The following is a 12,793-nucleotide window of genomic DNA, read 5'->3' as shown; positions in this document are numbered from 1 at the left end:
CTTGCCTCTAACAAACACCTGTGACATCATCTGTATTTAACTCTGAACGCCTCCTTTTTACACCCACCACCCCAGACACGAACGCTATCCCCATAATATTCGCCTTTCCCAACGAGTACAGCGTAGGTATCACTAGCCTTGGTTATCAGGTGGTGTGGGCAACTTTTGCAATGCGTGATGATGTACAGGTGAGTCGCCTGTTTACCGATACTCACGAACAACTCCCTAGAACGCCGGAAATTGTAGGATTTTCGATTTCGTGGGAATTGGATTATGTGAATATTTTAAATTTGCTGGAATCTTTAGAAATTCCTATTCGGGCAACCTCTCGTGATGATTATCATCCGATAATTTTTGGTGGTGGCCCAGTTCTCACTGCTAACCCCGAACCTTTTGCAGATTTTTTTGATGTCGTTTTACTGGGAGATGGCGAAACTCTGTTAGGGAATTTTGTTGAGGCTTACAAAGAAGTAAGAAATGCCTCAAGACAAACTCAACTCAAAAGACTTGCACAAATACCAGGAATTTATGTACCCAGTTTGTATGAGGTGGAATATCACACAAAAGATGGTGAAGTAAAGTCTATTAAACCAATTTCTTCTGAAATTCCCGCAGTGGTGCAAAAGCAAACTTACCGGGGAAATACTCTATCGGCATCTACTGTAGTCACCGAAAAAGCCGCATGGGAAAATATTTACATGGTGGAAGTGGTGAGAAGTTGTCCAGAAATGTGCCGCTTTTGTTTGGCGAGTTATCTCACACTGCCTTTTAGAACAGCCAGTCTGGAAGATTCATTAATTCCAGCGATCGCAAAAGGTTTAGAAGTCACAAATCGGCTAGGATTATTAGGGGCTTCAGTTACTCAGCATCCAGAATTTGAGACTTTGCTAGATTATATTAGTCAGCCAAAGTATGATGATGTCCGTCTCAGTATTGCTTCAGTTAGAACTAATACTGTAACAGTCCAGTTAGCAGAAACTTTGACTAAACGAGACACGCGATCGCTTACCATTGCTGTAGAGAGTGGTTCCGAAAAAATCCGGCAAATCGTCAACAAAAAGCTGCATAACGACGAAATTATCCAAGCAGCCATAAATGCCAAAGCTGGCGGATTAAAAAGCTTGAAACTCTATGGAATGGCCGGAATTCCTGGTGAGGAAACAGAAGATTTAGAACAAACTGTGGCGATGATGCGTAATATCAAAAAAGCTGCGCCGGGATTGCGCTTAACATACGGTTGCAGCACCTTTGTACCCAAAGCACATACGCCGTTTCAATGGTTTGGGGTAAATCGCCAAGCCGAAAAGCGGTTGCAGTTTTTGCAAAAACAGCTAAAACCACAGGGAATAGAGTTTCGCCCAGAAAGCTATAATTGGTCGATTATACAGGCTTTATTGTCGAGAGGCGATCGCAGACTCTCTCAACTTCTCGAACTTACTCGTGACTTTGGCGATTCCTTGGGTAGCTATAAACGTGCTTTCAAGCAACTCAAAGGACAAATCCCCGACTTAGATTTCTACGTCCACGCCGAATGGTCAACAGAACAAGTATTACCCTGGAGCCACTTGCAAGGACCTCTGCCACAGTCTACACTACTAAAGCATTTGGCTGATGCTAAGAGTTATATCAATCCATCCCCAAAAGAATTACAGCCAGTTCTGGGGACTAGGAACTAGGGACTGGGGACTAGGAATTAAAAGTTAATACTCAACACCCAGTACCCAGTACCCAATACCCAGTCCCCAATACCATTGAATTCATAGCTGAAAACTTGATGCAAAACACAGCTGAGTATTATTGCGCCTATTGCGGCGAACCGAACTTAACTTTTATTGATTTGAGTGCTGGAGGACAGCAATCTTACGTTGAAGATTGTCAAGTTTGTTGTAACCCAAATATTTTGTATGTGCGGGTTGATGAAGACACCCTAGATATCGAGATTGATACTGAATCCGAAAGTTGAATTTTAGGTTTTTCTTTCCATGCTGCACTTTAAACATTCCTCAGTAATTAACGCGCCACTAGAAGTAGTTTGGAAATTTCACGAAAGGCCAGATATTTTGCAACTGTTGAATCCCCCTTGGCAGCCAGTCCAAACACTCCGCCGTGAGGGAGGGCTGAACGTAGGGGCAATCACAGAATTTCGCCTATTTCTGGGGCCATTACCTTTAACTTGGTTAGCGCGTCATACTGAATGTGAAAAATATCGCCTGTTTACTGATGAACAGATATCTGGCCCCTTTGAATCTTGGGTACATCGACATGAATTTAAACCGGAAAACGGCAAAACCAGATTAACTGACGCTATTTCCTTCTCTATGCCTGGTGGAGGAGCAGTTGAATTTGTCAGTGGTTGGCTAGTGCAAGCGCAATTAGAAGCGATGTTTCGCTACCGCCACTATGTAACTAAACAAGAATGCGAGTAATTATTAGCTAATCGTTATTCATTTTTCCAAGATGATTCTTTTGTAGTAAAAATACTAGTACCGCACGGCGGAAATAAACATACCCTTCGGGTTCAGCAGTTCCTCATGTGGGAAACCCCCAAGACCGGACTGCCTCACCATTTCAAATGACGCAAGAGCTTGGAATACAATTATGCGTGACTTTTGACTTCCGCCTTGCGCTACTAGTTATTAAAACTACCTAGCTAGCAGTATTATAACTTACACAAATCAACCTCTAAACCAAAAACAGTTGTTGGTATGGAGGTTGTATGTGTAATAATAGTTAAAGTATCTTAATATTTCTAAATATTCTAAAGTGTTGGCACTATTCGATGCAAAACACTTACCACTAATAGAGTTTTCTAGCTGGTGGTTAGTGATTTTTGTGGTGACTATATTTTAGGAATTTTCACCTGAATACTAGGCGGAGTAAAAGCGTGATTCCATTAGAACAACCACCCAGTTATCAAACAAAACTGACTCCAGCAGTGAAAAGTAAATCTCAGTTTCAAGGAATTTTCATTGCTATTGTCATTGTTAGTACATGGATCATGAGCTTGAGTTTATTACTTGCCATTGACATCTCAAAATTACAATTTTGGATGCTATTGCCTAGCATAGCTTGGCAAACATTTTTATATACGGGATTATTTATTACATCTCATGATGCTATGCATGGGGTAGTGTTTCCCCAAAACAGTAAAATTAATCATCTTGTTGGGACATTAACCCTATCTCTGTATGGTCTTTTACCATATAAAAAATTATTGAAAAAGCATTGGTTACACCACCAAAATCCAACAACTAAAATAGACCCAGATTTTCATAATGGTGAACATAAAAACTTCTTTGCTTGGTATTTCCATTTTATGAAAGGTTACTGGAGTTGGGGACAAATTATTGCTCTAACTCTTATATATCAATTTGCTAATCGTATCCTTCATATACCCCATGCTAATCTAATAACTTTTTGGGTGCTTCCTTCGCTTCTAAGTTCATTCCAATTATTTTATTTTGGTACTTTCCTTCCACATAGCGAACCAATAACAGGTTATATTCAGCCTCACTATGCCCAAACGATTAGCCGTCCAATTTGGTGGTCATTTATCACGTGCTATCATTTTGGCTATCATGAAGAACATCACGAATATCCTCATGTTCCTTGGTGGCAGTTACCAGAAATTTACAAAGCAAAATAATTATTGTTTATTTAATAAATAAGTAGGCATGAGTAATTAAAAGTTTCTAATCAGCGTTTCTAACCCTTAAAATAAGCCTGGATCTGCTTACTAAAAGCAAATTTATTCTGCTTATGCCAATTAATAATCCTCGTCTTGTCACTTATAGCCCTGCTTATACAATCGTTCCCACTTACGAGTGCTTTAATCGGTGTAGTTACTGCAACTTTCGCAGCGAACCAGGTAAAAGTCCCTGGATGAGTCTTTCAGATGCAGACAGTATTTTAAAATCACTTCAAAGCGAAAAAGTCTGTGAAATTCTCATACTTAGCGGTGAAGTACATCCTCATTCACCAAAGCGTCAGGAATGGTTTAGGCGGATTTATGATTTGTGTGAATTAGCGCTTTCAATGGGGTTTTTACCTCATACAAACGCGGGTCCACTGAGTTTTGAAGAAATGCAAAAGCTCAAGCGTGTGAATGTTTCGATGGGGCTGATGTTGGAACAATTAACACCAACATTGTTAAATAGTGTACATCGGCACGCACCGAGTAAATTACCAGAAGTTCGTTTACAGCAATTGCAATGGGCGGGAGAGTTGCAGATTCCCTTTACAACTGGGTTACTGTTGGGAATTGGGGAAACTGTAGATGATTGGTGGGAAACATTGACAGCTATATCTGAACTGCATCAACGTTATCACCACATTCAAGAAGTTATCCTGCAACCTCATAGTCCAGGACATCAGCAAACCTTTGATGCGTCACCTTTTAATCCTCATCAGTTACCAGAAGTAATTGCTAAAGCACGTCAGATTTTACCGCCAGATATTACTATTCAAATTCCGCCAAATTTAGTTAAAGATGACCGATGGTTACTCGCTTGTATCGAAGCTGGTGCGCGAGATTTGGGTGGAATAGGGCCAAAAGATGAGGTGAATCCCGATTATCCTCATATACAAGAACAGGCATTAAGAGAAATTTTACAGCCTGCGGGGTGGGAATTAGTGCCCCGTTTGCCAGTTTATCCGCAGTTTGACAGCTGGTTGTCAGGGGAATTACAAATAGCAGTGAAGCGATCGCGGAATGCTACGTTATTGGTTTAACAGATTTAGTGCGATCGCTAACCAAGAGCGATTACCTTAGTACTGATTAACCAGAACGTATACATCTCCCTTGACTTTGCCCAGATTTGACAATGATCAATGATCAGGAATTCCTTCATGGCGCTGCATTTTTGCGGCTAATTGATCATGGAGAGCGCCTCACAATAACTCATGCATCTTCGACACATTCATCCATTTATCTAGTTGAAACTGAGATTAGTAAATCGGCCATTCTGTTTAAGGTTTCTAAAAAACCCAAATCTGCATGGTCTTTTACCTTCAGTAGTCAAGAAGAATTAGCCTTAGATACTCTGCATAGTAAATACCAGGGTATTTCAGTCTTTTTGGCATTTATCTGCCATAAAGACGGTATCTGTTGCATCTCTCAAGAAAGGCTTTGGAGTATATTGGACAAAAATGCTGATATTGCTGGCCAACACATATCTGTGTCTCGAAAGATACATGGTAGCTATCATATAAGTGGCCCAGGTAGACAACAGATGGATCAGACAGTACCTCAAAATGACTAGCCTCGTGTACTTTTTTCCAATTAGGGCAACACCGATGACTAAGATAGATATTGCAACGGATGGATATTGTATTAATAAAGTTATTGACAAAGTTAAAAGCAAAATTGGGGATAAAGCAGCAGAGCAATTAAAACAAACAGCTGTTGAGGTAGTCCAGAATTGCGTTCATTTTTACTCCACAACTTTTGGTTTTGGTGATGTTGGTGCTACTGGTACAGGTATTGTTAGTCAACCTCACAAGGGAAAAATAGCTAATGCTACTACCGGACTAATTTATGGCAAAGTCCAAAGCGGTAAAACTAATACTACCATTGCTACACTGGCACTTGCTCAGGCTAACCATTTCCGTTGTTTCATTGTCTTGACTTCTGATAATACTTGTCTAGGCGAACAAACTGCCGATCGTTTTGCCGAGCAGCTTAAAGGTGGGCCTCGTATTTGTAATTGGAAAGAATGGAGAAATGATCCAGAAGACTTTGCAACTAATCAATTACTTGATTATATGAAAGATACTGGTGTTGTCCTAGTATCTACAAAAAATAAAAGTCATCTAGACAATTTGTTGAAAGTTCTTAAGTACGCTAAAGCCAGTAGTGTACCTACTCTAATATTTGATGATGAAGCCGATAATGCTAGCCCAAATACTAACGAAGCAAAACAGGCTAAAAAAGGTAAAGAAATAGTTCCAGATAGTGCAATTTTTGAAAAAATTGGCAATATTCGTAAAGAGGTAGCTAATCATATATATTTGCAGATTACCGCAACTCCTCAAAGTCTTCTATTACAAAATATTAATCATCCCTGTAAACCAGTTTTTTGTGCTGCTCTTCCTCAACCTGGTGATAGTTATATTGGAGGAAATTTATTTTTTTCAGACAACAGTAAATATTGCTGTACACAAGTCGAACTAGAAGAGCTAGACCAGTTAAAAAAACAGGGAGGAAAGATAAACCCTGGGAATAATTGGGATATACCTCCTGGATTGAGGCTATCTCTATGCTGTTTTTTCTTAGGTTCAATATATAAAATAGAATCTGCAAAAAATTCAGAAGCTAAATACTCTTTTCTGGCTCATCTTGACCACAAACGCATCACTCATAGCACCTTAGAAAAGGTTATTCGCGGCTTTGTTGTGGAGCTTGATAAGGCTCTTCGAGGAAAACTATCGGCTACAAAGCGTGAAGAAGCAATGAAATGGCTAAATCAAGCCTATACAGAGTTAAGTGAAACCGCAAAAAATCTACCACCACTAGATGATTTAGTTATAGAGTTAGAGCATGAGCTACGGAATGCTATCCCAAAAGTCATTGATGCGAGTAATCCAGATAAAGAACTAAAGTATAGCTCAGGAATGAACATTCTTATAGGGGGTAACAGACTTGGGCGAGGTGTCACTATTGAAGGATTAATGATTACTTATTACGGACGTGATGCCAAGCAAAAAACTATGGATACAGTACATCAGCACGCACGAATGTTTGGTTATCGTCAAGAACTACTTGATGTAACTCGCCTTTTTTTACCTCAGCATATTTTAGAAGATTTTCGAGCGATTCATGACGCTGATGAGGGTATGCGTCAAGCTATAGGTGATGATCCTAACAATATTAACATTCAGCCGGTTTGGGTAGGGTCAAAACTGAAACCAACTCGTTCTAATGTATTAAATCCGGCAGAAATTAATGCTTTTACACCAGGGAAAGCTATTTTCCCACCTGATCCACTATGGAAAGCTTCGGAAATTAAGGAGCATACAGAGGATTTAACCAAGCTTTTAGAGCCGTATAGCGATGAAGATATGCTATATGAAGTAGATATTGACTTTTTACTACAGATTCTATCGTATATGCCAAGTCGCCCTGCTGGTAATTATCCCTGGGAGGATAAACGAGTTCAAGAGGTACTCAAGGCAATGAAGAATATGGCAGGTATTCAGCAGGGACGACTCAATGTTCGTCGGGGAAAAGAAACAAAAGGAAAGGGATTTAGATTAACAAATAGACCGGCAAAAGATGGGTCACGAACATGGACAGGAACTTCTGGTTTTACTAGTCCTGAATGGGTAAATAAGGCAAAACAAGAATATCCTAATGTTCCTACACTTATTGTAATTTTAGAACAAGGTAGAAAAGAAGATTACTGGGATAACCAACCGCTTTATCTTCCAACGTTGATTCTACCTAAAAACAAATTTGTCTTCATGTTCAATTATTCAGAGGCTGCTGAAGAATTAGAAGATGATATAGACTTGTAGGATTAAAAAATAAGTGCATGATGTAGCGATCGCACAATTAAGATAATTTTCTCATAAGCGATCGCTTTCACAATCTCACTTCCAATAGCAACTTAAGCCAATACCACCAAAATAGTCTCAAATCAATATCCCCGTGAACTAATTACTAACGCATCCCTCAAAGGAGAGAGATAGGAGCCTAAACCCTGTTGTAAAATAGACATATAAGGATTCGGGGGGCCATTTAACTGGTCATAAACGCCTATAGAAACTATTTTTGGAAATCTCCAAGGTCTGAAGTCCAGCCAGCTGAAGCAACTACAGCGGCTGTATCACCAGCGCATACCAGGCGATCGCATCACCACGCCTGAGTTTTCCCAGCGTCTGGCAGCAATTAGCACAGAAGTCAATCAGCCTGTGTGCGCCTACGTCAATCGTCGCGGACAAGTGATTCGCGTCGGTGTAGGCACACCGCGTCAAACGCAAATACCACCGATGGAATTGCCCCGTTACGGTGCAGAACGACTCAGTGGTATTCGTTGTATTGCTACCCATCTCAAGCCAGAACCGCCCAATGAAGCGGCACTCACGGCAATGGCACTGCAACGCCTAGATGCCCTAGTTGTCCTAAATATTACCGGAACGGGATTTACACGGCGGGGAGGCGGTGCAACTGGGTATGTCAAAGAAGCTTATCTAGCTCATCTGACACCCCAAGACTCTCGCACCCTGATTCCTAGTCCTGCTGCTGTCAAAGTAGAGGAAAGCCAATTCGGCTTCGCTCACTCTAAACAAATCCAATCCCCAAGTTGGAATATATCGCCACCTTTGGATCTGGACGATCTGGCAGACCAGGATTTAGTAGACTTGGTGGAAAATCTGGAAGCAGAATTCCAGCGGGAATTTATCGCCCAGGAAGTAGATGCTGACCACGATCGCGTGCTGATTGTAGGGCTGATGACCAGTGAGATGACTCCCCTACAATTCCAAGATACCCTAATGGAATTGGCACGGTTAGTTGACACTGCTGGGGGAGATGTATTACAGACAATACAACAAAAGCGATCGCGTGTTCATCCCCAGACCGTAGTTGGCGAAGGTAAGGTGCAAGAAATTGCCCTAACTGCCCAAACACTAGGAGTCAACCTTGTTGTCTTCGACCGCGACCTCTCACCCTCTCAAGTCCGCAACTTAGAAATGCAAATTGGTATCCGGGTGGTTGACCGCACCGAAGTAATTTTAGATATCTTTGCCCAACGCGCTCAATCTCGTGCCGGTAAATTGCAAGTAGAACTAGCACAGTTAGAATACATGCAACCGCGACTGGCTGGTAGAGGTCGCACCATGTCCCGATTGGGTGGTGGTATTGGGACTCGTGGCCCTGGTGAAACTAAACTGGAAACTGAACGCCGTGCCATTGGGCAACGAATTTCTCGACTACAAAAAGAAGTAACTCAGTTGCAAGCCCATCGTTCGCGGTTACGGCAGCGACGGCAGCATCGGGAAGTTCCTTCAGTGGCTTTGGTTGGATATACCAACGCTGGCAAGTCCACTTTGCTGAATGCTCTTACTAATGCAGAAGTTTATACAGCCGACCAGTTATTTGCCACTCTCGATCCTACCACCCGCCGCCTGGTAATTCCTTATGGCGAAACCAATGAACATCAGGAAATTCTGATTACAGATACAGTAGGGTTTATACACGAACTGCCTGCATCGTTAATGGATGCCTTCCGCGCCACCCTGGAGGAAGTCACAGAAGCCGATGCCCTACTACATTTGGTAGATTTGTCTCACCCAGCTTGGTTGCGTCATATTCGCTCAGTCAGAGAAATTTTGGCACAAATGCCAATAACTCCTGGCCCGGCGCTAGTGATTTTTAACAAGATCGATCAAGCCAATAGTGAGACACTAGCCCTAGCTAGAGAAGAATTTCCCCTCGCGGTATTTATTTCTGCGAGTCAGCGCTTGGGATTGGAAACCCTACGTCAGCGCCTTGCCAAGCTGATTGAATACGCTGTTGATTCTCAGTAAATACTGAAATAAATTTTTAATTTCTAGTTGAAAATGCCGTAGTTAATAGTAACTATGGCATTTTTTATTGAAAATAATAGATATTCCTACTTTACTAAAGCTTTATCGGGTTATGTGGAATTTGCTGAATGACAATATTATAAAAGACGTGCTAGAACAATTGATTAATGGTATTTTTCTGTTTATAACTGATACAGTAATTGAATTTATTCACAAAATAAATTCAATTACGTATAAAGATTTAAGCATTGAACTTGTTCTTAATTAATTTTCTACAGCAGAATTCAGAATGGGCTGCGCCCCGCTGCGTTAACAGGAGTAAAACACACTTTATATCTGGGTAACAGACTTAGCTTGTGTACCTTATAACTTTAAGTCTGCTGTAAGAACTGTATTAAACTTTCAGAATGACTTTTAGAGTTATCTCATTTATCAACATTATATAAATAAAGGTATATGCAATTAGCTTCACAGCCATTTGAGTCGAAAGATGTCAAAGTACAGCTTCTTTTAACTGGAGGATATCAATATACTGTTTATTTAAAATCGGATGCACCTTTACTGCATAGCCTTTTAACAACAGTTGTGGCTCGTGCTTACAAACAAGAATCTGAGTTACAGAATTTATTCCAAATTCCCATCAATGAAGGTCGCTCAGTTTTGTGTTTTCCTGCCGAACATCTTATAGGCGTGGTTACAGAACCCCCAATCTTTGTACAGCAATCAGAGAAAATACAATTGCAAAATGATTATATTCTGGATTCTGATTATATACAAATAGATAATTTTTTTAAACCAGAAGAGCACAAGCACTTACTCCAATATGTCCTGGAGAAAGAGTCGGACTTCTTGCCAAGCAATACTTCTACAAGGGATATTAATTATCGCCAATCAATGGTTATCTACTCATTTCCTGAATTTTCTGAACTGATTTTAAAGAGAATTCAAGCAATGATTCCTGATATCATCAGCAAATTAAACTTACCATCATTTTCAGTATCACAGATTGAAAGCCAACTAACTGCACATAATGATGGTAACTATTACAAACTTCATAATGACAATGGCAGTCCAGATACTGCTACTAGAGAATTAACATACGTTTATTATTTTTATCAAGAACCAAAATCATTTTCTGGTGGTGAGTTGTTGATATACGACAGCAAAATTGAAAATAACATATATGTCAATGCTGAGACATTCAAAACAGTCGAACCTCGCAACAACAGCATTGTATTTTTCCTTAGCCGTTATATGCACGAAGTACTGCCTGTGAATTGTCCCTCTCAAGCTTTTGGAGATAGTCGATTTACTATCAATGGCTGGGTGCGTCGATAAGCAAATTCAGTATAATTACTGTATACTACCACCATGAATATTTAACTTTAGGTAAGGCGATCGCCTTACCTAAATTATTGCAAACTCATAGCCAATAGACTTTATGAGTAATATCTTTTATTGCATTAAAAATATTCTATCAATCTTACTTAATCAATTTATTTATGATTTTGAAATAAAGATTTAGTTCGCCAATTAAAACTAGAAATATTACGTAATTAAATAAAAATTATTTTCATAGTATAAACACTTAACACTCGTAATTTTATCGCGTATATGTCATTTATTTATGTTCTATTAAATTTTTGATAAAGCTTAAAAAAAACAGTACTATATTTCTTTTTTTTGTATAGATTTAGATTAGCAAATGATGTCAATAATGCTCATATAAACATCATTATTAGGAAGCTTTTCCATATCTTGTTTAAGACAAAGAGGTTTGATTTACATGTCTCAAGCATATTCAAAAAAAGTAATAGGTTATATAAGTTGTGGTCTATTATCATTCAGCTTAGCTTTAGGGTCACAAATACCTCAAGCACAGGCCGGTAACGGTAACGGTAACGGCAACGGCAACAAAAATACACCAGCACCTGCTCCAGCACCTGCGCCTGCGCCTGCGCCTGTACCAGCACCTGCGCCTGCGCCTGTACCAGTAACAGCACCTGCGCCTGTACCAGCACCTGCTCCAGCACCTGCGCCAGCACCCAAGAGTTTAGGGTCTATAAGTTTTTCAGCTACAGGAACAAATACTTACGACAAATCTAATGATCCTCTGGCAGCGTCAGTCCTCTTTAGTTACCTAGACAATGGTTTATTGTCACTGACCCTGACTAACAATTCTTCTGTAGGAATCTCAAATCCTTCTGATGTTCTGACATCAGTCTTCTGGGACTATGCTGGTTCTCCCCTAAATAACTTATCGCTGGTTTCGGCTTTAGCTCCGACAGTGACCTCAAGCGCAGGCTCTACCACTACAAAGAATGTCGATCTTCTAGCTCTAAATGAATGGAAATTGCCAAACACTAGTAATACTGGAGGACTTCCTGGCATTGACCAACACTACGGTCTGGGTACCGCTGGCTTAGGCATTTTCCAAGGTGGTGGTGGACAGCAATTTAATTACGGCATCATTAGTGGTTACGCTAATGATGCAAATCCAGCTGTGAGTTCGGGGACTTTTGTTCAAAGTTCAGCTACTTTCCTGCTATCAGGGCTAACTTCCGACTTTGACATCACTAAGATTGGCAACATCCGTTTTCAGTACGGTACATCACTAAGCGAAACTAGTATAAAACCTGCCACAACACCAGCGCCAGCACCTGCGCCAGTACCTGCACCTGCGCCTGCGCCTGCACCTGTACCTGCGCCTGCACCTGCGCCAGTACCTGCACCTGCGCCTGCACCTGCACCTGCGCCAGTACCCGCACCTGCGCCTGCACCCGCACCTGCACCTGCACCAGTACCCGCACCTGCACCCGCACCTGCACCCTCAATACCGCCTTACTATCAACCCCCTGCACCTCAACCGAAAAAAGTACCTGAACCTAGTACAACCGCAGCATTAGGATTATTAGGCTTGGGTGTTTTCGGACTCCAGAAGAAAAACAAAAAAAATCTTTCCTAAACTTAAACCGCACAGCTAAGTTTTAGTAGGAAGGGCCTTAAATACATGGGTTTAGAAGAGCATAAGCACTTCTAAACCCATATTTGTTAGAGGTAAGAAATGCGAAATTAAAACTCGCCTAGAAAATTCCTGCTTTTTAACTAGCGCTTAGTACTCAAAAAAAGTTGAATGATAGAAACAATCTCAATACAATTACTGGTATTCCCAGCATTTAAACTGAAATATTATTAGTTTTTTAAGTCAGATAAAAAATAACAACTCTCTACATATTTGGCTAGCATTAAGTTTGCAGTCCATATT

Annotated in this window: 10 protein-coding genes; all 10 read left to right on the top strand. The window is 40.6% G+C overall.

Going from position 1 to position 12,793, the window contains the following annotated elements; genetic code table 11:
* The first annotated feature begins 20 nt into the window (after positions 1-20).
* The 10 genes from RMX69_RS07295 to RMX69_RS29400 all read left to right on the top strand — a co-directional run bounded on the left by RMX69_RS07295 (position 21) and on the right by RMX69_RS29400 (position 12,493).
* Positions 21-1,676: a B12-binding domain-containing radical SAM protein gene (locus RMX69_RS07295; RefSeq protein ID WP_289796688.1), complete on the top strand. Its 1,656-nt coding sequence runs from the start codon at positions 21-23 to the stop codon at positions 1,674-1,676.
* A gap of 98 nt (positions 1,677-1,774) precedes the next feature.
* On the top strand, positions 1,775-1,963 hold the full coding sequence (locus tag RMX69_RS07290; RefSeq protein WP_012411100.1) for a CPXCG motif-containing cysteine-rich protein: 189 nt from the start codon (positions 1,775-1,777) through the stop codon (positions 1,961-1,963).
* A 19-nt stretch (positions 1,964-1,982) separates the two neighbouring features.
* Positions 1,983-2,426 (top strand): SRPBCC family protein, encoded by a 444-nt coding sequence (locus RMX69_RS07285; protein WP_322637027.1) that lies wholly within the window; start codon positions 1,983-1,985, stop codon positions 2,424-2,426.
* 458 nt (positions 2,427-2,884) lie between these two features.
* Entirely contained in the window at positions 2,885-3,646 is a 762-nt protein-coding gene (gene crtW / locus RMX69_RS07280) for a beta-carotene ketolase CrtW (RefSeq protein ID WP_322637026.1), read from the top strand.
* 113 nt (positions 3,647-3,759) lie between these two features.
* Positions 3,760-4,731 carry a 7,8-didemethyl-8-hydroxy-5-deazariboflavin synthase subunit CofG gene (cofG, locus tag RMX69_RS07275; RefSeq protein WP_322637025.1) on the top strand — a complete coding sequence of 324 codons (972 nt, stop codon included), beginning with the start codon at positions 3,760-3,762 and terminating at the stop codon, positions 4,729-4,731.
* A 92-nt stretch (positions 4,732-4,823) separates the two neighbouring features.
* The gene (locus RMX69_RS07270; RefSeq protein ID WP_322637024.1) at positions 4,824-5,261 is read left to right on the top strand and encodes a hypothetical protein; all 438 of its coding nucleotides are present in this window, start codon (positions 4,824-4,826) and stop codon (positions 5,259-5,261) included.
* A gap of 34 nt (positions 5,262-5,295) precedes the next feature.
* Positions 5,296-7,515, top strand: a complete 2,220-nt coding sequence (locus tag RMX69_RS07265; protein ID WP_322637023.1) for a Z1 domain-containing protein — start codon at positions 5,296-5,298, stop codon at positions 7,513-7,515.
* A 243-nt stretch (positions 7,516-7,758) separates the two neighbouring features.
* Positions 7,759-9,528, top strand: coding sequence for a GTPase HflX (hflX, locus tag RMX69_RS07260; RefSeq protein WP_322637119.1), 1,770 nt, complete (start codon positions 7,759-7,761; stop codon positions 9,526-9,528).
* Between the two features lie 456 nt (positions 9,529-9,984).
* Positions 9,985-10,866, top strand: a complete 882-nt coding sequence (locus RMX69_RS07255) for a 2OG-Fe(II) oxygenase (RefSeq protein WP_289796682.1) — start codon at positions 9,985-9,987, stop codon at positions 10,864-10,866.
* Positions 10,867-11,314: 448 nt separating this feature from the next.
* Positions 11,315-12,493: an XDD4 family exosortase-dependent surface protein gene (locus RMX69_RS29400; protein ID WP_409878187.1), complete on the top strand. Its 1,179-nt coding sequence runs from the start codon at positions 11,315-11,317 to the stop codon at positions 12,491-12,493.
* Positions 12,494-12,793: the final 300 nt, after the last annotated feature.

It is taken from the genome of Nostoc sp. EspVER01 (genome assembly GCF_034530635.1).
In the GTDB taxonomy this organism is placed as follows: domain Bacteria; phylum Cyanobacteriota; class Cyanobacteriia; order Cyanobacteriales; family Nostocaceae; genus Nostoc.
Note: the sequence above shows the minus strand (reverse complement) of the source record. Positions and strands in the feature narration are given on the sequence as shown.

Excerpts from the sequence above, each read along its gene's own strand:
- RMX69_RS07290 (WP_012411100.1), top strand. The coding sequence starts at position 1,775 with ATGCAAAACACAGCTGAGTATTATTGCGCCTATTGCGGCGAACCGAAC.
- RMX69_RS29400 (WP_409878187.1), top strand. The coding sequence starts at position 11,315 with ATGTCTCAAGCATATTCAAAAAAAGTAATAGGTTATATAAGTTGTGGT.
- RMX69_RS07255 (WP_289796682.1), top strand. The coding sequence starts at position 9,985 with ATGCAATTAGCTTCACAGCCATTTGAGTCGAAAGATGTCAAAGTACAG.
- RMX69_RS07285 (WP_322637027.1), top strand. The coding sequence starts at position 1,983 with ATGCTGCACTTTAAACATTCCTCAGTAATTAACGCGCCACTAGAAGTA.
- RMX69_RS07270 (WP_322637024.1), top strand. The coding sequence starts at position 4,824 with ATGATCAATGATCAGGAATTCCTTCATGGCGCTGCATTTTTGCGGCTA.
- cofG (WP_322637025.1), top strand. The coding sequence starts at position 3,760 with ATGCCAATTAATAATCCTCGTCTTGTCACTTATAGCCCTGCTTATACA.
- RMX69_RS07265 (WP_322637023.1), top strand. The coding sequence starts at position 5,296 with ATGACTAAGATAGATATTGCAACGGATGGATATTGTATTAATAAAGTT.